The 26,021-nt window shown below is 64.4% G+C and carries 23 protein-coding genes, 3 tRNA genes and 1 pseudogene; 11 read left to right on the top strand and 16 right to left on the bottom strand.

Features of this window, described 5'->3' with window-relative positions; genetic code table 11:
- Positions 1-12: 12 nt before the first annotated feature.
- Positions 13-1,653: an RNA polymerase sigma factor gene (locus tag Rhe02_RS27870; protein WP_203911343.1), complete on the bottom strand. Its 1,641-nt coding sequence runs from the start codon at positions 1,651-1,653 to the stop codon at positions 13-15.
- Positions 1,654-1,750: 97 nt separating this feature from the next.
- Between Rhe02_RS27870 and Rhe02_RS27865 the strand changes: the two genes are divergently transcribed.
- On the top strand, positions 1,751-2,230 hold the full coding sequence (locus Rhe02_RS27865) for a DUF3592 domain-containing protein (protein WP_203911342.1): 480 nt from the start codon (positions 1,751-1,753) through the stop codon (positions 2,228-2,230).
- Between the two features lie 137 nt (positions 2,231-2,367).
- A complete protein-coding gene (locus Rhe02_RS27860) occupies positions 2,368-2,622 on the top strand; it encodes a hypothetical protein (protein WP_203911341.1) in 255 nt (84 codons plus the stop codon).
- 27 nt (positions 2,623-2,649) lie between these two features.
- Here Rhe02_RS27860 and Rhe02_RS27855 read toward each other — a convergent pair whose 3' ends face one another.
- A complete protein-coding gene (locus tag Rhe02_RS27855; RefSeq protein ID WP_505973680.1) occupies positions 2,650-4,944 on the bottom strand; it encodes an ATP-binding protein in 2,295 nt (764 codons plus the stop codon).
- A 197-nt stretch (positions 4,945-5,141) separates the two neighbouring features.
- On the opposite strand from Rhe02_RS27855, the gene Rhe02_RS27850 reads away from it, so the two are divergent.
- The 3 genes from Rhe02_RS27850 to aroA all read left to right on the top strand — a co-directional run bounded on the left by Rhe02_RS27850 (position 5,142) and on the right by aroA (position 7,564).
- The gene (locus Rhe02_RS27850; RefSeq protein ID WP_203911339.1) at positions 5,142-5,564 is read left to right on the top strand and encodes a hypothetical protein; all 423 of its coding nucleotides are present in this window, start codon (positions 5,142-5,144) and stop codon (positions 5,562-5,564) included.
- A gap of 63 nt (positions 5,565-5,627) precedes the next feature.
- Positions 5,628-6,050, top strand: coding sequence for a hypothetical protein (locus tag Rhe02_RS27845; protein ID WP_203911338.1), 423 nt, complete (start codon positions 5,628-5,630; stop codon positions 6,048-6,050).
- A 191-nt stretch (positions 6,051-6,241) separates the two neighbouring features.
- Complete coding sequence (gene aroA / locus Rhe02_RS27840) at positions 6,242-7,564, top strand: 3-phosphoshikimate 1-carboxyvinyltransferase (RefSeq protein ID WP_203911337.1); 1,323 nt, start codon at positions 6,242-6,244, stop codon at positions 7,562-7,564.
- A gap of 179 nt (positions 7,565-7,743) precedes the next feature.
- Here aroA and Rhe02_RS27835 read toward each other — a convergent pair whose 3' ends face one another.
- From Rhe02_RS27835 to Rhe02_RS27820, 4 genes are all read right to left on the bottom strand, one after another.
- A complete protein-coding gene (locus Rhe02_RS27835; protein WP_203911336.1) occupies positions 7,744-8,058 on the bottom strand; it encodes a hypothetical protein in 315 nt (104 codons plus the stop codon).
- Positions 8,059-8,131: 73 nt separating this feature from the next.
- On the bottom strand, positions 8,132-8,926 hold the full coding sequence (locus Rhe02_RS27830) for a hypothetical protein (protein ID WP_203911335.1): 795 nt from the start codon (positions 8,924-8,926) through the stop codon (positions 8,132-8,134).
- Positions 8,927-9,111: 185 nt separating this feature from the next.
- Positions 9,112-9,951 carry a hypothetical protein gene (locus Rhe02_RS27825; protein ID WP_203911334.1) on the bottom strand — a complete coding sequence of 280 codons (840 nt, stop codon included), beginning with the start codon at positions 9,949-9,951 and terminating at the stop codon, positions 9,112-9,114.
- A gap of 468 nt (positions 9,952-10,419) precedes the next feature.
- Positions 10,420-10,770, bottom strand: coding sequence for a hypothetical protein (locus Rhe02_RS27820; protein WP_203911333.1), 351 nt, complete (start codon positions 10,768-10,770; stop codon positions 10,420-10,422).
- 299 nt (positions 10,771-11,069) lie between these two features.
- Here Rhe02_RS27820 and Rhe02_RS27815 point away from each other — a divergent pair, with 299 nt between their 5' ends.
- The 3 genes from Rhe02_RS27815 (at position 11,070) to Rhe02_RS27805 (ending at position 13,142) form a co-directional block, all read left to right on the top strand.
- Entirely contained in the window at positions 11,070-11,516 is a 447-nt protein-coding gene (locus Rhe02_RS27815) for a DUF4259 domain-containing protein (protein ID WP_203911332.1), read from the top strand.
- Between the two features lie 979 nt (positions 11,517-12,495).
- Complete coding sequence (locus tag Rhe02_RS27810; RefSeq protein ID WP_203911331.1) at positions 12,496-12,753, top strand: type II toxin-antitoxin system Phd/YefM family antitoxin; 258 nt, start codon at positions 12,496-12,498, stop codon at positions 12,751-12,753.
- Positions 12,738-13,142: a PIN domain-containing protein gene (locus Rhe02_RS27805; protein WP_203911330.1), complete on the top strand. Its 405-nt coding sequence runs from the start codon at positions 12,738-12,740 to the stop codon at positions 13,140-13,142. The genes Rhe02_RS27810 and Rhe02_RS27805 overlap by 16 nt, the downstream gene beginning before the upstream one ends.
- A gap of 102 nt (positions 13,143-13,244) precedes the next feature.
- Here Rhe02_RS27805 and Rhe02_RS27800 read toward each other — a convergent pair whose 3' ends face one another.
- Positions 13,245-14,036, bottom strand: coding sequence for a competence protein CoiA family protein (locus tag Rhe02_RS27800; RefSeq protein ID WP_203911329.1), 792 nt, complete (start codon positions 14,034-14,036; stop codon positions 13,245-13,247).
- Between the two features lie 755 nt (positions 14,037-14,791).
- On the opposite strand from Rhe02_RS27800, the gene Rhe02_RS27795 reads away from it, so the two are divergent.
- Together Rhe02_RS27795 and Rhe02_RS27790 are read left to right on the top strand one after the other, a co-directional pair.
- Positions 14,792-17,053 carry a PxKF domain-containing protein gene (locus tag Rhe02_RS27795; RefSeq protein WP_203911328.1) on the top strand — a complete coding sequence of 754 codons (2,262 nt, stop codon included), beginning with the start codon at positions 14,792-14,794 and terminating at the stop codon, positions 17,051-17,053.
- Positions 17,054-17,333: 280 nt separating this feature from the next.
- Positions 17,334-17,573, top strand: coding sequence for a hypothetical protein (locus Rhe02_RS27790; protein WP_203911327.1), 240 nt, complete (start codon positions 17,334-17,336; stop codon positions 17,571-17,573).
- Positions 17,574-17,806: 233 nt separating this feature from the next.
- Here the strand turns inward: Rhe02_RS27790 and Rhe02_RS27785 are convergent, their stop codons facing one another.
- The 3 genes and pseudogenes from Rhe02_RS27785 to Rhe02_RS50050 all read right to left on the bottom strand — a co-directional run.
- Positions 17,807-19,432, bottom strand: a complete 1,626-nt coding sequence (locus tag Rhe02_RS27785; protein WP_203911326.1) for a hypothetical protein — start codon at positions 19,430-19,432, stop codon at positions 17,807-17,809.
- A gap of 42 nt (positions 19,433-19,474) precedes the next feature.
- Positions 19,475-20,575, bottom strand: coding sequence for a hypothetical protein (locus Rhe02_RS27780; RefSeq protein WP_239124085.1), 1,101 nt, complete (start codon positions 20,573-20,575; stop codon positions 19,475-19,477).
- Between the two features lie 201 nt (positions 20,576-20,776).
- Positions 20,777-20,992, bottom strand: a pseudogene (locus Rhe02_RS50050) (helix-turn-helix domain-containing protein); the annotation flags it as partial.
- A 408-nt stretch (positions 20,993-21,400) separates the two neighbouring features.
- On the opposite strand from Rhe02_RS50050, the gene Rhe02_RS27775 reads away from it, so the two are divergent.
- On the top strand, positions 21,401-22,828 hold the full coding sequence (locus tag Rhe02_RS27775) for a hypothetical protein (RefSeq protein ID WP_203911324.1): 1,428 nt from the start codon (positions 21,401-21,403) through the stop codon (positions 22,826-22,828).
- A 56-nt stretch (positions 22,829-22,884) separates the two neighbouring features.
- On the opposite strand, the gene Rhe02_RS27770 is transcribed toward Rhe02_RS27775, so the two are convergent.
- The 6 genes from Rhe02_RS27770 to Rhe02_RS27745 form a co-directional block, all read right to left on the bottom strand.
- Positions 22,885-23,370, bottom strand: coding sequence for a hypothetical protein (locus tag Rhe02_RS27770; protein ID WP_203911323.1), 486 nt, complete (start codon positions 23,368-23,370; stop codon positions 22,885-22,887).
- A gap of 139 nt (positions 23,371-23,509) precedes the next feature.
- The gene (locus Rhe02_RS27765) at positions 23,510-24,970 is read right to left on the bottom strand and encodes a fibronectin type III domain-containing protein (protein WP_203911322.1); all 1,461 of its coding nucleotides are present in this window, start codon (positions 24,968-24,970) and stop codon (positions 23,510-23,512) included.
- 291 nt (positions 24,971-25,261) lie between these two features.
- Positions 25,262-25,408, bottom strand: a complete 147-nt coding sequence (locus tag Rhe02_RS27760) for a hypothetical protein (protein WP_203911321.1) — start codon at positions 25,406-25,408, stop codon at positions 25,262-25,264.
- 343 nt (positions 25,409-25,751) lie between these two features.
- Positions 25,752-25,823: transfer RNA gene (locus tag Rhe02_RS27755), tRNA-Val, on the bottom strand.
- Between the two features lie 19 nt (positions 25,824-25,842).
- A tRNA-Cys gene (locus Rhe02_RS27750) sits at positions 25,843-25,913 on the bottom strand.
- A gap of 23 nt (positions 25,914-25,936) precedes the next feature.
- Positions 25,937-26,009 (bottom strand) — tRNA-Gly (locus Rhe02_RS27745).
- Positions 26,010-26,021 lie beyond the last annotated feature (12 nt).

The following is a 26,021-nucleotide window of genomic DNA, read 5'->3' as shown; positions in this document are numbered from 1 at the left end:
AGCGCCCCGGGATCATTCCCGGTTCCAGAGGGTGCTGCTCGCCGATTTCGTGATGTAGGCCCATTCTTGTTTGCCGCCATTGACAGTCACGGTAACGATGGCGCGGTTGCCGGTGACCGTCACACCGTCGATGCTGGTCACGCCGTCGACGCCGGTGTAGACGAGGGTCTGGCCCTCGAAGGCGTCGGTCCCCCGGTGGATGACTTGCACCGACTGGACTTCCGGTCCACCGTCCGCCCGGTAGGTGACGAGCGCGAACGCGAAGTCGCGCGTCGAGATGGTGGCGAAGCCCTTCGGCTCGATGGTGAACGCGTAGGTCACGGGGGCTACGCTGGAGATCTCCCGGAGGACTCCCGAGCCGACTCCATCGGTCATGCTCGCGCATACGAGGTGCGAGACCCCGGGAGTCGGGCCCGGTACGTCCAGGGACAGCGGGGCGTTACGAAGGTCGAGCTGGCGTATCTCCGTCGTCAGATCGGGAACGTCAGTAGGCCCGCTGGTCTGCTTGAACGAGCCGTCCCGGTACGAGTAGCCGCGAACCTGCTTCGGGTAACACCTCTTCCCGGTATGCCCATAGGTGAAGGTCGGCGTGACCTGGACGACGCCGGCCTCGATCCTGACGCTGGCCGTGTCGAACATCAGATCTGCGTCGGGGGCAATGACATACCCAAGCACGCTCAGCTCCCCGCCGGGTGCTGCCCCGAGCGCCACGAGCCGGATACGGCTGTCAACGCTGCAGCTGATGGTGGTGACCAGCTCGGCCCCGGGCGCGCCGTCGAGATCCCCCTCGATCGGCGTCATCTGCCCGATCGACCAAGTGCCCCCGGGGATGGTGGCGATTCCATCGACAAATGTCAGGCTGCCGCCCTTGCCGCACACATTGAAAAATTGAGGATCAGGCAGCGTGAGGGTGGTGTTGCGCGGGTCGACACGCGAACTGGGGGTGGGCGAGGTCGTCGGCGTGACGGCCGAGGGCGACGGCGAGGGCGAGGGCGAGGGCGTGACCGGCTCCGGCCGGGCAAGCTGGCTGCTGCCCCACACCACCCCGGTGGAGATGATCGCGGTGAGGATCGCCACTGCCGCAACAATGCGACGGCGGGCACGCCGCGTGCCGCGTGCGCGCACCGCCGAGAACTCGGGCTGCCGCGCGGACCGCAGCTCGTCGGCCGGCGAGATGTCCTGCGTCAGCACGGCCGCGAGCGCGTTACGCCCACGCGACAGCCGGGCCTTCACCGTCCCGATCGGCACATCCATGCGATTGGCGATCGCATCGATCGGCAGGTCGGCCAGATAGTGCAGCGCCAGCGTTTCCCGCTGTTCGACGGGCAGCCCGCGCATGGCGGCCAGCAGCGTGAGCCGGTCATCGCTGTGGTCGGCGGCAGAGGCGACCTGTGACTCGCCCGCCAGTTCGCCGCGATGCCGATGCGCCACCAGAGCCCGCCGCCATTTGCCGCGTACTACGTTGGCGGCCACTCGGTAAAGCCAGGCAGCAGGATCCTCCGGAGGCGGACGCCGACCCGACAGGCCAAGCCCTCTGGCGAACGCCTCCTGCACCGCCTCCTCGGCGTCGGCCACTGATCCGCTCAACGCGGTCATCAGGGTCACAAGCCGCCAGTACTGGCTGGCGTAGATTTCTTCCCAAGCCTGAATCACGCACACACAATGCCGCAGCGGTAGCAAAGGTTGCCGACCATGCGGCTGTTTTTGTCCCGGCCACCCAGCCTTGATCCACTGATCTACCCTCATGCTCGTGGGCTGGGTCAAAGGAACCGTGTTGGTACTGGTTGCCGTCTGCTTGGGCTGGTTCGGGGCGGATTCCATCCACCTTCGCTTGACTGGCGATTGGGCTGAAGGCACCGTCACCAGCGTCCAGGTGTACGAGAAGGCGCTCAGACCCGACAGCAACTACGAGATCATCTCCTTTCCGGCAGGTGTCAACCGCGATGGCTCCCAGCGCGTTGCGGTAGTCCGTCAATCGGTGTCCAGCGTCGGTAAGGTCGGAGAGCACCGAACGGTGGTTTACGACCCGAACAATCCAAGCCGTTACCGGGTGGGCAGCTTTCCGCATTTCTTCGAGTTCGTGTCGTTTCTATGTTTGGCCAGCCTGTTCTGGGTACCAGGCCGAATGATCTACAAACGGCGACAAGGACGCCATAAGGAGCCGATCCCCACCGGGCCGAGCCCGGTCATGCAGGCATATCGTCGCTATCAGCGCCGCCGCCGTCGATGACACGGTGCACTGTCTCATCTCTTTGCCACACAGTGAAATCCGCCAGACGGCATGCGCTCAGGATCCGCCTTCTCGGACCGATAACCAGCATCGAAGCACGCCAATGCGGTTGTTGACGGTGGCTACGCTGAATAACTGTGACCGCTCGCTACACACCTCCGCCCCGGGACATCGGCGGATTGGAGATCGCCGCCGCGTTGCTGATGGTGTGCGGCGGCGTCGCCATCATCGCCAGCCGCGTGTTGGATGACGGCACCGCCAGCATGGTGTTGTTTATCGCATCGATCGTCCTGCTGCTAGTTGGTCTCCTTTGCGCGCAGCGAGCCAAGGAGCTGGAACGCGAACGGCAGGAACCTACGGACCGCGACGGCGACCAGCCCAACCACCCATAAGCCCAGCGTCTGGGGCCGGCGGATCCCTCAACGAGGATCCGTCACCTGCAGCTTGCGGGCGACGTCGCTGGCCTGCGGATGGCCGGCGTTCACGAGCATCTTGTGCGCCTTCTCCCAGCACTCCTGGGCCGACGAGGCGTCACCGACCGCCTCGTACGTGTCACCGAGATGGCTGGTGAGCTGGGCCTCCAGGATCGGGTCGGCGAGGGCTCTTGCCAGCCGCAGACCATGCTCATACTGGTCGACCGCGGCTTCGTGGTAGCCCAGATGGTGATAGGCCTGGCCCAGCCCATCGCGCGCCACTGTCTCATTTGCCCGGTCGCCGGCCTGCTGCTGCAAGGCGACTGCCCGCTCGTAGTACGGCAGGGCTTGCCGGTGAGCACCCATCGCGGAGTGGTAAAGGCCAACCGCGTTGCTCGCCTTGCCTTCCCAGTTGGGGTGATCCAGTTGCGCCCACAGCTCCAGCGAACGTTCGGCGTGGGCGAGGGCCTGGTTTCGGTCCTGCTGCAGCCAGCGCACGTACGACAGCACAAACTCGGTCTCCGCCTGACCGGGCAGATCCCCGGCCGCCCGGCACATCTCGGCGGCCCGGCTCATATGCGCGTGGGCCTCGCCAAAACGCTCGAGCCGCCCCGCGACGACGCCCAGGAACCGATGGGCATGCGCGGCCGCTGAACGGTCCATCAGCGCAGTCGCCGCCGCGAGCGCGATCGCCCACGCGGTGCCCTCGTCCTGCCAGTGGTGCTGTTCAAAAAGGAACGTGTCCAGGGCCCAGCCCAGCTGCCATGCGTGCCGGTCCAGGCCCGCCTCCCTGGCCTGGTGCAGGGCAGACATCAGCGCCGCCCGCTCGGTGCCGAGCCAGACGAGGGCAGACTTGGTGTCGAGGGCGATCGGCCGGGCACCCTCGGCGGACGCGTCCAGGGCCATCGGGATCGGCGCGCGCGTGGGGTTGAGCACCCGATCGGCCTCGTGAGCGGTGTACGTGTAGTGGTCCAGCAGCCGCGTGAGCGCGGCCCGGCGGTCTTCCTCGCTGTCGGTCTCGCGCGCCAGCTCGCCGGCGTAGGTGCGCAGCGGATCGTGCAGCTCGAACCGGCCCGGGGTGTGCTCGGTGAGCACGCTGGCGTCGGTCAGCTCGCGCAGCGTCTTGTGTGCCTCCTGGAACGAAACGCCGGTGAGCGCTGCCACCGCCTCCGTCGCGATGTCGGCGCCTGCGGTCAAGCCCAGTAGGCGCAGCATCCGGGCGGCGGATGGGCTCAGCGCGCTGTACGACCAGGAGAACACCGCTTGTATTTCATCGAGGGCGTCCGTGCCCGGCCGGCGCAACTCGGCGGCCAGCGTGGCAAGCGGAAACCGGGTCTGCCGGATCCGCGCCGCGACGAGACACAGGGCGAGCGGAAGCCGTCCGCACGCCGCAACGATCGCCCCGGTGGCATCTTCATCGTGCGATGGCGCGCCGATGCGGGAATTCAGCAGCTCGGTGGCCTCCGCCTGGTCCGGCAGCCCGAGTATCAGGGGATGCGCGCCAATCTCGGCGACCAGGGAGGTCAGCCGATTCCGGCTGGTGATGACGGTATGGACCGCTGGTCCTCCGGCCAAAAGCGGCCGGACCTGGTCGGCATCCCGGGCATTGTCCAAGATCACCAACATCCGGCGGCTGGCCGAAAGGCTGCGGTATAACGCCGCCTGCGCATCTCTATTGGCGGGTACGCGTTGGGGCTCGACCCCGAATGCATCGAGAAACCCACGGATCGCGTCCGCTGGATCGACGGCCTCGTTGTTGCCGTCGAAGCCGCGCAGGTTCACGTACAGCTGGCCATCGGCGAACCCGCTAGACGCACGGTGCGCCCAATGCACGGCCAGCGCGGTCTTGCCAACGCCCGCCGTCCCGGTGATGGTGACCACCCGCGTCGTGACCGCGTCCAATGCGGAGAGTTCACTGGCACGTCCGACAAAGACCTCGACGTTGGCCGGCAACTGCGCCGGTGGCGACGTCCGGGGCTCAGCCGCCCCAGGGCGAGCGGCCTCTCGCGGTGCCACGCGTTGACGCCGCAATTCCACGTGTACGGCGACCAGCACCTCGTGCCGCCGCCGCCACTCCGCCAGCTCCGCGTCGGTGCCGCCGCACGCGCGGATCAGTGGCCGCACCAAGGTCTCGAAGTCGGGCGGACGCTTGATCTCACCGTTGAGGACCGCATACAGCTGCGCCCGGCTGATGCGCACCTCGCGCGCCACACCCGCCAGATCGCGCCCAGACGCGCGCCACCTCCGCCGCAGGTCAGCGCAAAACTCATCTACCGGGCTGGCGCCCCCCGAATCGGCCACCGGCCACCCTATCTGCAGACGTCCGAGCACGTGTCCGGTGTCGTCCGGCACGCCGGAATTTCCGGACCCACAGTACCAGCGTCGATGAACTGCCTCGCCGGACTGTGCCGGGATCGGTCGATCCACGCCCGACGATCGGGTTTGCTGAAAGCCCTGAGCTCACCGCGCCTGAGCGCATGACGAGTAAGGAGCAACAGATGAGGGGACGTCTTCGCGGCATGGTGGCGGCCGCGACTGTCGCGGTGGTATCGACGGCCTTCCTGCTGATCGGCGGCTCTCCGGCCAGCGCTGGACCGTACACGTGTCGAGGCCCCGAAAATTCGTTTGCCACGTGGGGAATCGACTACCCGACGGCCACCTGGACGACCGTCGTCATGGACCACACCACCAACAACTGCAACGACATCCAGGTCAAGCTGAACGGCGGAACATCGGACTACGACTACATGTGTGTCGTGTTCATCAACGTCACCAACGTGTGCAACTACTCGACCCGGGTTCCTGAGAATTGGACATGGGTCAACATCGCCACGAACGTGGCCGACAACGTCGCCTATGAGATTCGCCTCTATCTGCGCAATGGCCGGCATGGCCAGCGCGTCGTGGGCTGGGCCAGCTAACCGCTGTTTGTCAGATTGGCCAACGCTGGTCGTGAACCAGCGGGAACGAAAGAGAGCAAACGCATGCATGGACGCCTCCGCCGTCTCGCGGCCGCCGCCGCGGTAACAGTTGTCTCGACGGCGGCATTTCTGTTCCCCGCTTCGCCTGCCACAGCGGGGCTTTACCCGTGCCGCAGCAACGGAAATGCATTTACGGTCTACAATATTTACTGGTTCACTGCCACCTGGCTGGATGTCCTGTCCGCCCGCACGACGGACAACTGCAACGACATCCAGGTCAAACTGGACGGCGGAACATCGGACTACGACTACATGTGTGTGGTCTTTACGAACATCACCAACAACTGCAACTACGCGACCCCTGTCCGCGAGGACATGTCCTGGACCAACATCGCCACCAACGTGGCCGACAACGTCCCCTACACGATCCGCATCTACTTCCGTAACGGCCGCATAGGCCGGCACGGCGTCACCTACGCCGGCTAGTCAGCTCCGTGCTGAGGCGGACACGCTCATCCGCCTCAGCAGCATCGTCTTCGCAGCTCCCGGACAGCGCACTGCGATTACCCGCAGCCATCGTGACCACAGGTTGGGCAACTCTCGGGCCGCCGCAGGGCTGGATCGTCGCGGGCACGACAATGGTCAGAATTTCGCGATGTTCTACGGAGACTGGCCTCATGAGTGAAGAACGCGCTTTCCATCGCGCTCCGGCATCCGTTGCGCTCACGCGCAGCGGCCCGTTGTCGGGCAGGGTGCGGGTGCCCGGCAGCAAGAGTCAAACCGCCCGGGCTTTCGTGCTTGCCGCCCTTGGCACCGGCCAATCGCAAATCACCGGCGCGCTTGTCGCCGACGACTCGCATCACATGGTTCACGGCTTGCGGGCGCTGGGGATCCCGGTCGAGGCACTGGATGACACCGGCGAACAGTGGCGCCTGACCGGATGCGGCGGTGCGCTACCGGACGTCGGGCCGGTGACGATTGACTCCGGTTTCGCCGGTACCGTCATGCGATTCCTCACCGCCGCAGCCACCTTGGCCCCGCACCAGACCACACTCACCGGCCGGCCGGCACTTCTGGCCCGGCCCGTCGGCGATTTGCTACAGGTGCTCAATCAGCTCGGCGCCAGAGTGGAGGCCAGCGGGGACTTCCCGCCGGTAATCGTCCACTCTGGACTCCCGCGCGGTGGCGCGGCGACCGTCGACTCCAGCAAATCCAGCCAATTCGCTTCGGCGTTGCTGTTGGCCGCTCCCTTCTTTCCCGACGGCTTAACCCTCGAGCTGTCCGGGCTGGGCGCTCCCGGCTATTTCGACATGACCCTGCAAATGCTGCGGCAGCGCGGAGTAGCGGTGCAACGCGATGGCATGCGGCTGGTCATTCCGCCCGGTGGGCACGGCTATCCCGCGATCGATGAGGATGTGGCCGGGGACGCCAGCGCGGCGAGCCATATCTTCACCCTCGCGGCCGCGACCGGAGGAACCATCACCGTTGAAAAGCTCGCCGGTGCCACCATGCAGCCCGACATGCGAATTCTGAGCGTGCTGGCCGACTTCGGCTGCACCATCACCCATGACCCCGACGGATCGATCACCGTGAGCGGCCCGCAGCAGCTCCGCCCGATTGACGCCGACCTGTCCCAGACACCCGACCAGCTGCCCAACATGGTCGTCCTCGCATCCCTCGCCAACGGCCGCTCGGTGATTCGCGGCGTCGGCATGACCCGTTTCCACGAAACCGACCGCATCGCCTCGCTGGAGACCGAGATGGCCAAGGTCGGGGTTGTCGTGACCAGTACACAAGATGATGTCTTCATCGAGGGCGGCACCGCCCAGCCGGGCGCATCCCTCTACAGCCACCACGATCACCGGCTGGCCATGGCTTTCGCCTCACTCGGCGCCGCGGTCGGCGACATCGCGGTGGACAACGCCGACGCGGTAGAGAAGACCTACCCAGCCTTCTGGTCCGCCGTGGAAGCCTTGGGAGGCAAGGTTTCGCCCAACTAACCTGCCGGAGGCAACGCTATTGGTACGGGCGCAAGCCACGGAAACTCCCGGTGTCCGTCGCCCGATCGCCCGTCTTTGCAGCACCGGGATTGCAGCTGGTCACCAGAGTACATCGCAAGGATTGCGTTGGCCCAGACCGCGGACCCCTCAGGCCCACCGATGGCAGCGATGGTGGGCGATCAACACCACCTTTCCAGGTACAGCATCCGGGCACCGTCCTGGTTCATGAACTGGTAGCCGGCATGGGTCCCGTCACCGACGCAGTCCGGGCCGTGATAGTCCCTGCGCACCCGCTCCCACAGGGCCAACCGCTGATCGGGCATCACCCAATGCAGGTCGAACCCGCCGCCTTCACCCAGGAGCACCAGCGCGCTGTCAGAACGAAGGGCGCGGCGGACCACCCGAAGATCCACATGTCGCTTGGTCATCGACCACACGACATCGTCAGGGTCCACGAGCGGTCCCCCGCTGCCAGGGCTCAGACGTTCGATCATGCCGACACAATGCCCTGCCAACAGCGGCACCGGCAACACCAAGTCGTGTCTCGGGTGAGGCTTTTCATCATCGTCACACCAGGTGTCCGGGTGCCAGGATCCGTGGCTCGCCCTCGAAGACGTCGAGTGGCAGCTCCACGACGGCGACGCAAGGGCGCACGCCGCACTCGCAGGCGAACCGATAGGTGTCGGGCAGCTGCGGCGGCGCATGCGGGGTAGTCAGCCAGGTGCGGATATTGTCCGCGACGACCCGATTCTCCCAGCGACGTGCCGCACTCAGCTCGCCGCTGGAGACGCTCGAGCCGTGGTGCACCTTGAAGATTCTCTCCACTTCTTCGAGGATCGATCCGGGTGACCTGGTCCCATCGACGGTGATCACCGAGTGCCCGTGGGCGTGAGCAAGCTGGATGATCTGCTGCGCATAAAGCCGATCCTTCTCGATTCGCTGCACGAGGGCGCGGGCCGGGTCGGCGGTTTCCGGAAGCGGGCGCTGCTGCAGCACCGAGCGCTGAAACGCGGCGGTGGCGACCAGAAAGACGGCCTGGTCACCTTCCGGGACCAGATCCGGCAGCACCTGCGGGCCTTCAACCACGATCGGCGGTGACGACGGCAGAGCTGCCAGGTCGGAAAGCACCAGCGGCCAGCGCCGGCGCGTCAGCGCCTCGAACTCGGCCGCCTGTGCCTGCGGGCTCTGACCGAGCCACTGCTCGTCCGGGTCCGGCTCAGGTTCCGGAAGGCGAGCCAAATGGCTGTACCAGAAGGCATCTAGCGGAAACACACGAAGGCCCCGCCGTCCGGCCAGCATCCTCGTCACCGTGGTCTTCCCCGCGCCGGTGCCGCCACCGATCCAAACCGTGCCCGTGGACATGCAGCAACTGTAGACATAGATGGCCAGCCCGACATGGCATCGCCGCGGGTCGGTGCGCCGTTCCAGTCCGTAAGTCCGAATAGGACGACAGGACGAGCGGCTCCATCTTGCAAGCACAGCAGGCCGCAAAACCCGCAGCTCAAGCCCCGCCGCTTGACCTGCGGATTCTGCCGTCGCGATGGGATCTACGAACCTATCCCGAACCCGGTGCGCCTGCTTCCGGCCAGGAACGCCTGCCAGTTGGACTGCGAGGTGGTGAGCCCGCCGCTCAGGCCGAGCACGCTGTTCAGGACCCACCTCGACTGGATATCGGTCTGCCCGCCGTTGCTCCAGCTGCGATCGATAGGCACCGGCCGTTTCCAGATGTAGGTGAGGCACGCCTGCACCATCGACACCTGGGTGCCCGAGGAGGTGGAGAATATCGATGGAGCGTTGCCGGACACCCAGTTGTCCACATGCACGTGCGTGGTGTGGCTGCCCCCGTCGTAGTAGTGCAGGACATGCCGGAACCATCCGCTGAGACTGGCCACGGTCGCCCAGTAACGCTGACGTACGGCTCCGCCGGCCTGGTGGCCGCCGTAGAAGTCGACTTCCCTGCTGACACCGGTAGAGCTCGCCTTCTGGACCCAGATCGAATTGAGATCGATTGCCCGAGCGGCCGGATGCGCCGGGAACTCGTTCGGTTCGCCATAAGTGCCGACATGGTGAATTTTGCCCTTGGGATGCCAGATGGTCGTATTGGCGGCGCAAAGACTCGCCAACCATTGCTCCAGCCGATAGTGGAAGTCCGGATTGAACCACCACGACCCAGACTCCGGGATCGAGGTGTTGGTCGCTGTGTAATAGAGGTCGAAGTTGTAGATGCTGCTTTTTTGCACAGATCCGGGGGGTACGGCCGCGGAAGCGGGTGTTGCGGGGAAAGCGACTACGGAACCGAGCGCACCGAGCCCCGCAGTGCCCAGCGCTGTGGCGGCCGTCTTGAGCAGGCTCCGCCGGGCCGTGCCTCCGCTGTTGCTGTCCAACATGGACATTCCCTTCCGAGGAGGATCAGGACCGGGTCAATATATTTCGAGTTGTAGATCGACTACAGAGGGATCGACCATCATTGAGGAAAGTGTTGTCCCACTTGGGATCCACGTCGCGAGTCAGCGATCACCTGATCAGTCGCATCTGGCCTCAATCACAGACGCTATCTGATAATTTTCTGGTCAAACTATTCATGTTTCGGGCAATTCGATCACCGATGGTTGGCCCGCTGCGAGACGGGCGGCGAATCGGCGCCGCTGCCATTAGCGCAAAGCGGCACCACGACTTTGATCGCCCGCCCGGCAAGCCCCGACGGCGAACGAGTCATGAGATCAGCCGGATTCACGCCGATCGGCGGGTCCAGCCCGTTCTGGCAACGCCGCCTCTAACGTGGTCATGCGGCGGCGCTGCTGCGCGCGAGACCACCCGCTAACTGTAGCTATACGGTGAGTCCTGCGTCCGATGGCTTATCCGTGGCCGGGAAGCCAGTGGTACGCGTTGATTTCGTCGAACCTGGCTTCTGCGGTCAGGCGCATCAAGTGCGCCAGCTCGTGGTCTGACACGTTGTCCATATGGCGTGATTCGTCGTCGTCGGTTTCGACGTCTTCCCATACCACCAGGCCGCCGCCGTAGCCGGAGATGGTCCAGCCGCTCTCGTGTGAGACGCCGATACTAGGGTGTTCGTCATCGTCGTCGTCTTGTAGCTCTGCGATAAGTGCGGCGATCTTTGACGGGTCGTAGTCCTCCATGTCGCCGCCGCGATGGATGATGGTAGCCGACACAGGTTGCCTTTCGTCGAGGACGCGCACTGCGGTCATCGCAACTGACTGTCTGTTGTGGACAAACTGAATACCTTGCGATGGTTGTTGATCATAGAGTATCGCCTGCCGTGTGGCGGCAGGTGTGCGAAGAGGTGACCGGCCGAGTCGCGGGCCGGTTCGAGTGAATGGAGACCCGACGTACCGCATACGACATGCAACGTGGTTACGCTCGCCGATCGAGCGGAAGAGCGGCTAATGGCTTGCCGAACACGCCGGCATTGGACAGCCTTCGTTGTGTGCCTTGAATATCGCCGATCTCCAAAGCTGAGCCGATATCAGAGCTGAAAGGAGTTGGAATGGGAACGTGGGGTCCAGGTCCCTTTGACAGTGATGGCGCGCGAGATTTGATCGACTTTATGGCCCAGCGTAGCCCCGACGAAAGGCGCCATGCTTTTCACGGAATCTTTGCGGATGCCATGCGTCTGTCCGACGATGACGTGGACCTGCACCCGTCCGACGTCATCGCCGCGGTGGCGTTGATAGCGATGAGCGTGCCCGGCGGCCCAGAACAATTGGGCGAGATCGCTACCGAGAAAGCGGCAGCGGGGATCGTGGCCGGTTTGGATCCGCAATTAGCGACCGAGGCGCTCGTGGCCTTGGCTGCGATGAGCGTGCCCGGCAATGACTGGTACGACACATGGATCGAAGATGATCCGGAGGGTGAAGCCGCGCAATCCGCCCAAGCCGTCACCGAAGTACTTCGCGTATTCGTATCCGAAAGCGACGGTAGGCGGGCCGGATAGGCAAGGCAAAGCATCCAAAGCCTATGAATCCACGGGTTTGCATCGCTGGGCGGCTCGGCGAGGACGACCGAGGATGGGGAGGTTTCGATGCGGTGCAGCAACGTCCAGGCCATGCCGAAGCAGTTGTCACGACCGAAGGACTCGCTGAGCAGCCGTGCTTCCTCGTCGGTCACCGGATTCGGTAAAGCCCGCAGCAGTCGTTCCCAGTTCTGAAAATCCTCGTCGCTTACTGTGTCATCGTCCTCATCTGGCAATGGGCCGAGCTGATGAAATGCATGAACTTCGTCTCTGACGACCATGTGTCCTCGTAGTTTGAGGCGTGATCCCTTAGCTTGGACGATAGATCATCCGTAGGCATCTGGCGGGACAGATGGGTTAAGCCCGGCGGGTAGGCCGGGCTCTTCGAGAAACAGCTCGTGAGCTGCTGAAAAGCTACGGTGCACCCAAGGGTGCGCCGGATAGCTCATCAATGCTTCGATGTATCGTTTTTGACAACGAACCTCCTACGACGCGAGGCGCTGCTTGGGCGCGTGTCCGCCTCGGCGGGTGGGCGCAACTGGATCACGACGCTTGACGCGCGTGGACCGCCGCGCGGGATTTGGCGGTTCGATGTCGGCCTCCTGCCACGATCTGATCAGCAGTGCGAGCTGATCACCGCTCATGAAGATCTTCCCGCCCGGCCGGGTCCGATAACAGCCAGGGATCTTCCCGCTGCCAATCCACCTTCGGATCATCGACTCGCCATGCCGCGTCCACTGCGCGATCTCGCCAATGTCGAACAAGGTCAGAAAGTCACCGACAACCGGACGTCGGTCCTCCACTCTTCCCACCTCCCGATTGGCACGCCCTCGCCATGACCATTCACCGCCCGGGTCCACAACATCACGACAAACCGGCATGATTCATCGGTAAGGGGCGCTGTGCCAATGTGGGCGCATACAGTCGCCGCCGAATCTGATTATCAGATATGATCGTGGTCATGCGGACCATGACAGCCACCGAAGCATCCCGGAGGTTCTCCGACCTCCTCGACGCCATAGAACGCGGAGAGAGCGTGGTCGTGACAAGAGGCAACCGCCCCGTCGCTGAAATCCGGCCAGCTCACCGCCGTACCGGCAGAGACCTGCGCGCCGCCCTGGCTTCCACAACACCCCCTGACGACCGTTTCGAACACGACATCGCCGACGCCACAGCGCTTCTCACCAACGATGGGGATGATCCGTGGGCCGGCGCCTGATCCTCGACACCAACATCCTCATCGCCTACGAACGCGCCACCATCAACCAAACTCAATTCGACGACGACGAACTCGCCATCGCCGCCATCACCATCGCCGAATACCGCACCGGCATCGAGCTAGCCGACACAGCCGAGCGGGCAGCCGACCGCGCCCGCGCTCTGGCAACCATCACCTCCACCATTGACACCCTCGACTACACCGACACCACCGCAGCACACCACGTCCGCCTCATCGCCCACACCCGCAAACAAGGCAAATCTCGCGGCGCCCACGACCTCATCATCGCTGCCCACGCCCTCGAAACCGACCGCCTGATCGTCAGCCGCGACGCCGCCGCCAAATTCGGCGACCTACCCGGAATCACCGCCATCACCGCCCAACCCTGAACAGGCCTGAACACCAATCGGGAATACTGCGGCTGGCCGGTCCACGACACGCAGACTCAGCGGTCGCTTCGCCGGCCAACGCTGACTTCGGCTGGAATCTAATCAGGATCCCGATGGCATCCCCGGCCACAGCCCATCAGCATGCTCCACGAGCACCAGGCCACGACGACCGGACAACGTCAGATCGGATAGGTCCTGCCAGGCGAACCTCACCCGATCTCCCGAGCATGGCGGGTAGTGCTCACCAAGCCATAGACCAGGCGCCGCCGCATTCCCAGCGTCTCCGATATGAGCATGGGCGATCGGCATACCGATGCGATCGAGTTGCTCGTTGAGCTGCCAATGGCATTGCGGCTCGCCCAGCGCTATACCGGGAACGCCGACTCGCTGATGCCACAACCAGATATCCAGGATCCCTTCGGAGGCATAGTCGCGGTGACGTTTGCGCCAGGCCGAATCGGTCATCGCATGCTGCTGCACTTCGATCGCGATCACCGGTCCCTCACGCAACGTGACCCTGACATCGCTGCGGCGACGCCGATCCGGTGTCCACCGTTCCAAGCAGACGCTGACGAACCCCGGCTGCCAGCACGCCCACGACGCTATCGCCTTCTTCGCATCACGGTGCCATGCCGTCTCAGGCCAGTGCCCACCCTTCGGACCAAGTCCCGGAGGATGAGCAAAATGCGCGCGGCGCTTGCCATGCAGCCTGCCGCGGTACACCAAAGGCACCTTCGTCCCGGCAGGCACACCATCCCCGTCCAGGCAGTCACGGCACACCAGCGTGCCATCACCGCCAAAACCCTTGATCTTCCAGGTATCAGCTGACGCATCGCCGACATGAACAACCCGTCCAGTAACCAGATCCATGCCAACGACCAACAGATCGTCCATGAGAGTCCCCTTGCGACGGCGTGCCACCAGACATAGAAATGCCCGGCAACAGGCGTGACGGCTCAACAGAAAACAGCGCGCCAAACGCGCAAGCCGCCCGCCATCGCAAGTAGCCAAATCAGTCAATGTCAGCTTCGGCAGCCAATGCCACAAACCGCAGCTCCGGGCCATCCCCGGTCGGTTCAGTCACCTAATAATCACTCTAGTCGCAAGCTCATTGACGGGCACAACCAGTATGTATCGATGACCAGCTTGGTCACAACCGTAATCCCCGTCACCCAGAACACCATTCCGATATGGATCCTTGCGAGACGACCCGCGGCTTGTCCGATCGGCCACTTTCCGAGATCGATCTCGAGGTCCCCGAAGCGCCGCGTCTCACCGGGTTCTGTCGCGGCACGATACTTGGGCGCATGGCTTTGGCTCGGGTCAATGCGCCAATCTAGATCAGGCGATTTCCTGCGTCACCGCTGAACTAGATTTTGTAGGCACGGCAGCATGCGTATCGCAAACTTGCTCCAATGTCTGCGCCGTTCGCTCCAAAGTGTGATTCCGATAGCGATTCCACTCCGATGGGTTCGGCGCACTGTATCGGGTTTTCGATGGCTGGCTCTGTGCAGGCAACTTTCGGTCGGCGTCTATGTCAGATCACCGTCTCTGCGATGTTAGTGATTGTTGTCCTGGACAAGTGTCGTTTCTGGCGGGTACCCGACGGTGCCAGCCGACCCTGCAGGCACCGAGCCAGGAGGAGACAGATGTATCGACTACTCAAACAGCGATGGCTCTACGCGGTAGCGGCCGCAATGCTGGCAAGCGCGTTGATCGCGTCCGTACCAGTCAGCGCGGCCAACGGGGACCTAGTGCATGAGACCGACTTCGCCGCTCCGTGCGGCAGCGGCATCGGTGTCGGCATCGCCTTTGACGGTGAGCAGCTGTGGTACAGCTGCTACGCCAGCAGTCCTGATCTGTACAAGGCCAACGCGCTCACCGGCGCGATTTTGGCTTCCTACAACGTGGCCGGCGGCCTGGGCGCGTTGGCGTGGGATGGCAAGCGAAAGAAGATTTGGGCCGGCTGGGGTGGCGGTGTCGGGTCCGACGGCGACATCCGTTTGATCGATCCGGTGTCGGGCGCTGGCTCCGTGGTGTTCAACGCGACCGCTGCGGCGACCATCGAACTTGACGACGGCCTGGCATACGACGCCAAGGACGACACGTTGCTGATCAGCCCCGATGTGTCCCAGACCATCTACAAGTACAGTGTCGCCGGTGCTCTGCTGAGCAGCTTCGGCTGGCACGGCAGCGGATGCTTCAACAGCGGAGTGGCCATCGGCGGAGAGCTTCTTTTCGAAGGTTCCAACGGCTGCAACCACGTGTGGGTGGTGCGACGCGACAATTTCGCCCCAGTGTTTGACTTCGGCACCGGCGCTGGTGGGGTACGCGACGAGGATCTCGAATGTGACAGTGTGACCTTCTCTCCCAAGACGGTGATGTGGTCGGTGGAGGCATACGAACCGCGGCGTGCCGTCGCTTTTGAAATCCCACCTGGGTCGTGCGCCACCGGCGGTGGTGTCGACAGCGACGGTGACGCGTTACTGGACGAGTGGGAGACCAACGGAGTCACCATCGACCCGGACGCCTCTGGCCCTGTCACGCCGCAATTCGTCGACCTGCCGGCGATGGGCGCGGACAAGAACAAACCCGACATCTTCCTGGAGATCGACTGGATGGGCGGCGGTGCTCACAGCCACGCCCTCTCCAACACAGCGATCAAGAAGGTGGTGGACGCCTTCGCGGCATCGCCATATGTCAGCCCGACAGGGTCGGTCGGGATCAACATGCACGTCGACCAGGGTCCTGGCAGCATCATGAACTTCTCCACCAACGCGACCTGGGGCACGTTAAGCCGCGGCAATCAGTTGGCTGAGGTGGCGAACCTGGGCACCGGCACTCCGTCCACCTACAACTGGAGTGCTTTCGACGCGCTCAAGAACACTAACTTCACTCCGACTGGCCGGACACCGATCTTCCATTACGTGATCTCCGGCCACAACTACGACTCAACGACCTCGTCGGGCCTGTCACGCGGGTTCGGTGCCAGCGACCTGATCGTGAGCCTCGGCTCGTTCGCCAACAGCGTCGGCACCGACAACCAGCAGGCGGGCACACTGATGCACGAACTCGGGCACAACCTGGGTCTTAAGCACGGCGGCGGTGATCACGACAACTACAAACCGAACTATCTGAGCATCATGAACTACGGTTTCCAGCTTGACGGGCTGATCAAGAACGGTGTGGCGGGAACCTTCGACTACTCCCGGTCGGCGTTGGCATCGTTGAACGAGAACAGCCTCAGCGAACCGGCCGGCATCGGCGCCCCCGGTTACGGAACTCGGCATTGGTGTCCGGCATCTGGTGCCTATGTGGCGGTTGCCAACGCTGGTGGTGCTATCGACTGGAACTGCAACGGCAACTCAACCGAGACCGGAGTCTCGTTCGACGTCAACAACGAGGCCGGCAACACCACGCTTAACGGGTACAACGACTGGGCCAACATCACGTTCAAGGGCGGCGCGATCGGCTTGGCCGGCGCCGCGCCGGACCTGCCGATGGAGACTGAGTCGGACACTCTTACGGTGGAGGCGGCGGCGAAGATCCCACCGCTGACGCAGTTCACCTTCACCGGCTTCTTCAGCCCGGTGGACAACCCGCCGACGGTCAACGCCGTCAAGGCCGGCAGCGCGATCCCGGTCAAATTCAGCCTCGGCGGCAATCAAGGGCTGGACATCTTCGCGGCCGGATCGCCCTATTCACAGCAGATCGCCTGTGACAGTGGTGCACCGGTGGACGATATCGAGCAGACCGTGAACCCGGGTCAGGCCACGCTCACCTACGATCCGCTTACCGACCAGTACACCTATGTCTGGAAGACCAGCAAACCGTGGTCAGGCACCTGCCGACGCCTGACCGTGCAGTTCCGTGACGGCAGCCAGCAGTTCGCGTTGTTCAAATTGAAGTGATCGATCGGCGGTGGCGGAGGCCGTGAGGCCCCCGCCGCCCAAGTGAGGTGGGATCATGCGGCGGATCCTGGTGTTCACCGTAGCCCTGCTGTGCCTGCCGGGATGCGCCCCCGTTGCCGGTGACACACCGGCTGCGGCCTCTGGCAGCACCGTATCCGCCGGGCCGGTTGGAGGGTCAGGTCAGCCCATCCCCACTGCATCGGCTGTACCAAACGGGATCAACTCAGCAGGCGCCGCCGCTATCGAACCGCTGGCACCAGCGCAGCTAAGTGCAGTTGAAGTGGCAGGCGGCGTTCTGCTGTCTTGGCACGCCACTGGCGAGGACCTTGCCGGCTACCTATGTCTGCGTCGGCTGGCGAACCTGCCACAGTGGACAGTCATCGGCCGGCCCGCGGCCCAGGACATCACAATGCTTGATCCGCGACCCGCGGCCGGAGAGTACCTGTACGCCGTACAAGCAATCGGCGTCAACGGCAGGTTCAGCCAGATGACACAAAGCACGCCCGTCGTCATCAGGTAGCTTGATCCGGGCCGAGGCGGCAGGCATCGCTGCTGGACCAGCTCGCGCAACTTTGGGACGGAACCCGCCACTCGACGTGTGAGCCATGCGGGCCAGCGGATGATCAACAATCGAGGCAGCCACGCCGGGCATGTCGGCTTCTGCTCGACAAAGGCCGGTCGGATGGCTAGGGGCGGCGAAGAGGGCCTGCCGCGCCGTCTCAGGAAGAGCGCGGCGCGGCAGGGGCTGTGTGGTCAGCAGGTGGGTGCGGGGAATCTGAAGTGGCCGATGCGGGTGCGCCAGGTCGCACCGGTAACGGCGTAGTACTGGTTGACGTACCAGAAGGTGCAATCGTCGGCAGGATCTATGTTCATCGACGTGTAGTCGCCCCAGCGTGGGCTTCCGGTCTGGGCACCGGTCCCGGCGATGATCTGCCCTTCGCCCTGTGGCATGACGTTAGGCGGGTCGGTGCTGATCCGGCCGGTGTAGCGGATGCTCGGGAAGATGTTGGCGCTGCTGATGCTGTACCCCATAATCATGTTTCCGGCGCGGTCCTGGGCGATGCTGCCCATCCACCGGTGGATGCGGTCGACACCGCTGGCCACGAACGGCCCGGACTGAGCCAGAGTGGGGGCATTGGTGCTCAGCCCGCGCAGCTCCCACCAGCGCAGCCCAGCGCGGCTGGTACCGGCGAAGACGTACTCGGCGCTCTGGTTGGTGACCAGTGACTCGTGGGTGCCAAAGTTTCGGTAGGCGGCACGATGCATGGGCCGCTGCCGGTACGACAAAATGTCAAGCTTCTGCGTGGTCCCCGCCTGTTCCAGGCAGTCGCGGCTGGTTGGCGCGCATGGGTAGATGGTGTCGATCGCCGGGCCTGGAATCGATCTGACCAACGTCAGCGTCGCGGTGTTGGCGGCGAAGTTCCACCGCAGATGGAAGACGTTGATGCCATCGAAGGGTGCACCAAGGCCGGCACCGTTGTCCATGGTGCCAATGAACGGGGCGAGTGTGGCGTTGGGTGGCAGCGTGGTCCCATCCAGGTCGGCGGGTAGCAGTCCGTCGCCGGGCTGCCATGCCCCGCCCGCGGTGGTGAGCAACACCTTGAGCGCTTTGGCCGCGCCGCCGATGAGCATCTGCGAGCGCTCCAGCGCGTAGGTGCCGACGCCTGCGAATGCGGCACCGTTGAATTCCCTTGTGGACGCCAGATATCCGCCGCTCCAGACGCCGAACTTGGGATAGTCAGGGAAGTTGACGCCGGTGGAGAAGGCGTAGAGGAAGTACGCGCCGGTCGGGTTGGCGGTCTGCGAGACCGCGACGCATAGGAAGAATGGTGCGGTGGCAGTGAACTGGGTCAGCAGCCATCGGTTGGCCAGCTGGTCGTGCAGCACGACGGGGTCGCCGTGGTTGCCCTCGCAGTTATGTGTGCCGGGCAGTCCGGTGAAGATCGAGCCGATGGGAACGTTGAGCAGGTTGGCGCCGGCCTTGGTGTAGACGCCGACGCGCAGGTTGACCATTTCCACGTAGTGGTTGGGCCCGACGTCGCCGACCGGGTCCGGCGGCTTGGCCGTGCCGGTGAGCCCGTCGAAGCTGACCGAGGGCGGGATCACCTGGATGCCCGGGTTGGCGTCGGGGTCCTGCACACCGGACACGTCGCCGCTGAAACCCTTGTCGGGCACGGGCGGGCCACCGCGTTCGGGGACTTCGAGGCCGGCCGGTTCGGCGGGCTGGGGGCGGCTCGCGATCGTGGTCAATGGCTCGGACACGCCGAAATCCGCGTTGATGACCTCCGCACGGGGCTTGGCCGCGTAGGCCGGCGCGGCCAGCAGGCTCACGCCGAGCAGCATCACGGCGGTGAGCGTCACTCTGGGATGGGTTCGCACTTTGGGGATGCTCCTTTCCAAAGGGGAATGAACTAAATGGGGTCAGGCGATTCGGCCGATGCGCCGATGGGCGTCGGCGAGGAAGTACCGGCGCAGTTGCCGGTGGACGAAGCGGTAGCCGTCGCGGGTTTGATCCAGCAATCCGGCGCGATGAGCGGCGTGCAGGAAGCGTCCTAAATCTTGGGGCAGCGCACCCTCAGCGACCAGCAACCACCGCACGATTGCTCGGCGCAGTCGCGCCTCCGCGGTCACCGCAGCCAGGCATACCATCGCGGTGATTGACCTGAGGGCGGCGGCCATGGCCGGGCCCTCGTACGGCTCAGGCCACCAGCCAGCGACCAGCCATGCGGTCCCTTCGATGACCGCCAGCGCGCAGATTGCTACGACACCGATCGCCCCACCACGGGCCAGCCCGCGATGCGCTCGCCGCGACAGCATGCTGACACGCACGTTTCGCGGATCGAACACCGGGAACTGAGCCATCCACGACAACCAATTCCACGCCAGATGCGGTGCGTAGCCGGTCGACTTTTGACGCACCAGTTCCGCGCAGACCGCCGACGGGCCGGTCACCTCGCGTGATGGCATCCGCAGGGCCAGGCGCAGGAAAGCAGGTGTGGTCAGCAATTCCGCGAGATCCGAATCGAGCTCGATGGGCAGCTGCCGTTCGACCTGTGACAGGCTCAGCGGCTGGATTCGGACCAGGTCATGCGGGCCAAATTTGGCCGCCAGCATCTCGTACGCGCCGGCGCGGCATGTGATCAGACAGGGGCGGATGACATTGATAGCACCGATGCATGCTGTCTGATCCGCTTGTGACAGCGCATCCAGCCCGTCGATCACTGGCAGGAGCTGTCCGCTTTCTAGCCATGCCATCGCCTGGGCTCTGCTCGTCTGATACCGGCGCGTGATCTCGTCGCACCACCGGTCCGCCATCGGCTCCCCCGTGGCGCGCGGCAGGTCAAGCGCCGCTAGCACCACGGGAACGGGGCCTGAACCGCTTGCCAGAAGTTCCCGGACCAGGCAAAGGCAGGCAACGCTCTTGCCGATGCCGGGCGGACCGACCAGCACGACACGGCGGTTGCCGCGCAACGCTCCTGCGAGCGTCGCGAGATCGAGCAGCTTTCCGTCACCGCCGGTCATACGCGGCGCGATGAGGTCGACATCGCCGACTGAGGTCCGCAAGCGGCCCTGGATCCACTGCTGCCATACGGTCTGAGCAAGGGCGGCCTTTGGCCCGTATGCCAAGCTCGGTGGGGGCAGATCCCGCCAGGGCGAGGCATTTGGCGGCTGATCCTGCTGTGCTCGCAGCGCCTCCCAGCGTGAGGACCACTCGTCGATGTCGGCCCCGCACGCCGACACGTAGGCCAGCATCACCCGGTACGAAGGCAGGGCGGTGCCACTCGCGGCCGCCGACAGCGCCGAAGCCGAAACGCCGGCTCGCTGGGCGAGCTTGCGGTAGCTCGGTTCACCTGCCTTGGCCCGCAGCAACCGCAGATCGAAGGCGAACGCCTCCAGCGCCCCTGATGTTGGATCGATCGGTCGTTCTCGCCTGCCCATCGAGTTCTCCCCCCAAGGTCACCTCAGTATTGACCCATCTCTGTATTTAAATTGAATGGTTGTACAGGATTGGACAGCGCTGGACACCGGAGTTTGTCCAGATTGTGCAAAGCCTTGCTGGTCAACAAAACAGCCGATAGTTCTGTCGATGGCATCTGCCACAAACTGCCCGCCGGAACTCATCCCCCGCCGGGCACACCCACGATTTGGGGGGCATCTCTTATGAAGGTGTTCAGATCGTTGGCTGTCGGCGTCTCGGCGCTGGTGACCTTGGCGTTGGTACCGCCGCCGGCGGCTGCGAGCGCGCCCGCGTCCAAGCCAGTCCCTCCCGGACAGGCGATCGCCACTGCCAACAGCGTTGTTGCGCCAGATGGTCCGCTGAGCCCGTCCACGACAAGCCCAGAACAGATGACAGCGCTAGACGAACTCCATCAGCAACATCGTGAGCAGTCCGCAGCCGCCCTCACGGGCGACATGTCACCGGCGGCCGCATCGACCGACAAGACCAACCCGCGCAAGCTCACCCCGACCGAAATCAACACCGGCGGCCCGACCACCCAGGCTCTGCTCATCCGCCGTAACAACCAGAACACCAGGGCCAGCCAAGTCAGCAGCACCCTGGGCGAGACAGCCGCGGCAAACGAGGGGAACTCGGTCTTCTACACCGGTAACACCTACGCCTCGTTCTCCAACGACCTCGGCGTGACATGGACCAACGTCGCGATACCCGCCGGGCCGGCCGATGCGCCGAGCGCCTGCTGTGACCAGGATGTGGTACGGGCGCACGGACTCGACCGCACCTTCAGCATCATGCTCTACCTCAACGCGGCCGGCACCAACGGCGTGGTCCGGATCTTCGTCAGGAACGCGCCTGACGCCGCACCGCTGTGCAGCTACACCATCGACCCTGCGGGCGCCGCCGACAACATCGTGCCGGACTACCCCCACATCGGGCTGACAGCCAACTTCCTGTACCTGGGTAACCAAAACCTGACCAACGGCACCACCTGGGTCAACTCGCAGGTGCGCAGATTCAACGCCAGCAATATGGCGGCCTGCGTCGGCGCCGCGACCAACACCCTCACCTGGACCGGCAGCGTCGGCCAGCGTCTACTCATGCCGGTCGAGGGCGCCGCGAACACCACCACGATGTTCTTCGGCGCGATCGAGGCCACCAATTCCTTCCGCGTGTTCACCTGGCCAGAAAGCAGCACCACCGCCACCTCCGTCGTACGGACCACCGGAACCTCGGCCTTCACCAACCCAGACTGCCGAGGCGGCACCGGCAACTTCGACTTCATCGAACGCGCGACCTCCTTCTCCGCGGCCGGTTTCCGGATGCGCGGCGCGGTACACGGCTCCCGGGTGACCTGGTTCTGGCACTCCGCGCCCGTTACCGGAATCGCCCAAGCACACGTGCGGGCGGCCTCGTTCCGCGCCTCGGACTCGGTCCTGCTGGAGGAGCCGCACATCTTCAATGCGGCCCACTGCTTCGGGTACCCCGTGGTCAGCGGCAACGTCTTCGGCGCCCTCGGCATCTCGATCGCCGCAGGAGGCGCTGCCGGCGGCGGCGGCTCGGCAGCCCAAGGCTTCGTGGGAGTCGACGACACTCCGGCCGACGCCATTCATTTCGGCACCGTGATCCTCACCGCCAGCGGCACACACAACCGCACCGACGGCCGGTTTGGTGACTACTTCACCGTGCGGACCAACGCCCGCTGCCAGGTCGCCTACGTCGGCACCAACTATGCGCTGCTCAACGGAAACACCCTGTCATCGCACGTCAACGCACGATACGTCGAGTTCGGCAGCACACTCGACGATGGCTGCTTCTAAAATCCATCCACAGCCCCAATCAACGGGCCGGCCGCTGTTACCAGCGGCCGGCCCGTTCAGCCGATCGTGAAGACCGACGACTCCACCCTGGCCGCTTCGCCGGCCTCCGGCCCCGCCTGCCACCGGAAACCAAACGTGACTCGATATTCGCCTGGCTCGACGGGCTGCTCGGCGAAATTGGTGCTCATAGTGTCAATCGACGCCTCAAGCGCTTCGCCAGACCCGAGGCTGACCGTGCGCGCAGCCCTCTCCGAGCCACAAGGGGACACGGCGGTCCAACCCGAGCCACTGCGCCGATACAAGATGACCACCGTGCAATCAGCCTTCTGATCCTCAGTGAAGACCGGCTGCGAACCGGCATTCACCACCGTCACACCGATAACCGCGCCAATGCCGTATTGGGATGCATTGACCTTCACCGACACCACAGTGGAGGCCACACCGGACGGTGCGGCCGCAGACCCGCTATCGGTAGGCGCGGGCGAACCACCGTCCAGACGGCACCCTTGCAACACGAACACCATCGCCGCGACGACACCCACAAAACCGCGCATATCTCATTGACGCACAAGAACACATCGACGTTCCGTACGCGCCATACCCATCGACATTTGCCAACGCGCAAACATCCCCTCGAATTCGAGGAACTGCAGACGCGCGCCGCACACCATCTCCGATGTCCTACGGCGGTGGGATGAACGGCACTGTGAATGCGAGTAGAACGCTTTGAGCGGACTCGTTGCCGGCCGGGTCGACGGCAGCCACGCTGATGGTGTGGGTCGGTCCGCCGGGCAGACGCAGCGTCAAGCTGGTGCTGGCGCTGGTGGCGAACAATGTAGCGCCTTCGTAGAGGCGATAGCCGACGACCGGATCGCTGCCTGATGGTTGATTCCAGCCAAGGGTGACTGTGCCGGTGAAATCGAAGTTCGGGGTGCTGGACACAACGCGTAGGTCGGCTGGGCGAGGTGGGCGGGCGGCCGGGCCGGCCGCGGTGGTGACGGTGACCGGGGCGCTGGCCGCTGACCGGCCGCAACCGGTGGTATCCGCGACCACCGCGTATCGAGTGGTGCTCGCCGAGGGCAGCCCGGTAACCATGACGGATTGGCCTGGCACGGTGACCTCGGACACCGGTGCGGCGCCGGGCGGCAGCCGGAGCACGGTGAACGAGGTGGCCTGGGCGATGTGGGTCCAGGACAGCGCCACCGACGATGGCGACAGCGCGCGAGCGGTCAAGCCGACGGGTCTGGGCAGCGGGCTATCGCAGGGCTGGGTCGACGCCTGTGCGGCTGCGCTAAGCGCCGATTCGTTGCCTGCCGAGTCCACCGCGGCGACCCTGTATTCGTGAGCGGTGTCGCGCCATAGTCCACTCAGGACAGTCGACGTTGACGGAGTGACCGTGACTGCGCTGCCTCCTTCGTAGACGGCGTATGCCACTGCCGGGTCTGCGCTCGGAAGCGGTGTCCACGACAGAGCTATGGAAATGTTGGTACGGGCGCCGACGGTGGTCCCGGTCGGCGGTGCGGGCCGCTGCGGGTCGCCAGGTGCCGTAGTGACCGTCAGCGGGGCACTGGCATGCAATCCGCCGGTGCAGTCGCGCCGGGCGACCTGGTAGGTGTGGGTCGACGATGGGGCCAGACCGCCGATGCGGGCCGAGTTCAAGGTGGTTTGCAAGATGACCGTGGAGTTTTCGAGTACGACGATCGTGCCCGCCATGTCGTAGAACGGAATGGCGTTGGACCAGGACAGGGACACCGATGACGCAGTGACCTCGGTGGAAGCGAAGCCGCTGGGAACGGTGATGCCACACGCGACCGGGCCACCAGTGAACGCGCTGCGCGTCACCGGCGCGCTGGGCGGCGACTCCTGGCCGGAGCTGTCCACTGCGGTCACCTGGTAGGTATGGCTGCTGCCGAACGCGAGGTTGCGCACAGTCACCCGGGTGGTGGTGTTGCGGGCGACCACGACACCTGCCTCGTACACCCGAAAATGCGCTGGACGAACACCGGTGGCTGGTTGGGTCCAGGTCAAAGTGATTGAGGAGACGCTGTTGGTCGCATTCACGCCGGTCGGCGCGGCCGGGGCGGCAAGGCCGGCCAATGCGGGCGTGGCGAGCCCACCAACGACCAGACAAGCGGTCAGCATGGCCGCAATGGTTGGTAAAGCAACTCGGGGCATGACCGCTCTCCTCACATCGATCAATCGACATTGATATATACCTTAGCATCGGTGCAACCTCTGAGACCTCCGTCGCAAGACGGGTCAGTGCCCTGCCATCCATGTGGCGTAAAACCGTTAGAAGATCGGCGGAGTGGCGCGATAGGGCTCGGCTCGTGACCCGTTTGCACTTCTAAACCATGGAGAAGTCGGCAGAGTACACAGTGGACAGCTGGTGGGCCGACCCATTTTGCAGCCTTCCACATCTGTCCATCCGGTTTAGCTGGAACGCTGCAACGCAACGACAGTTTCTGCGATCTCGGCTTGCCAGTCGCGCGCTTGGTCCTGATCTGCGTCGTCGGCGCTCAGTTTCCCGAACCAGCGCGTGTCAACGCGATCGCGGACGTACTGGCGATAGCTGTCCATCGTGCGGTCGCTTGGCGGCTTTGGAGAGGCCGTCTGAAACCTGAGGCGCCGGGTTCGACTTGGCCGGGCATTCGGGTACCCGCCTAGTCGACGAGCTCCTTTGAACTTCCCGCTTGGACTTCGTCGCCGAAGGTTACCGACATCGCCCAGCCGTGGCGGCCCCCTTCGCGCTACTTGACCCGCCATGAAGCGACGCCGTTCTCCTTGTATGGCTCGACGCCGGCCACCCCTGCCGCCTCCCCCGGTGGCGCCACGCCTAACCGGTGCACCCACAGCGGCAAGCGTGGGTGCACGCAAAAGGCCGCGACCAGATGTTTATGCTGGTCGCGACCTTTTGATCTTGTGGGCGATACTGGGTTTGAACCAGTGACCTCTTCCGTGTCAAGGAAGCGCGCTCCCACTGCGCCAATCGCCCTTTGGGTCTTGCACTAACGAGGTGGAGACGGGATTTGAACCCGTGTACACGGCTTTGCAGGCCGTTGCCTCGCCTCTCGGCCACTCCACCGTGGTGCGCCTTGCGGCTCTCCGAGCGGATGACGAGACTCGAACTCGCGACCCTCACCTTGGCAAGGTGATGCGCTACCAACTGCGCTACATCCGCTTGTCTGGGCGA

The sequence above is a fragment of the Rhizocola hellebori genome, assembly GCF_016862955.1.
Lineage (GTDB): Bacteria > Actinomycetota > Actinomycetes > Mycobacteriales > Micromonosporaceae > Rhizocola > Rhizocola hellebori.
This window is presented reverse-complemented; position numbering and strand designations above follow the sequence as displayed.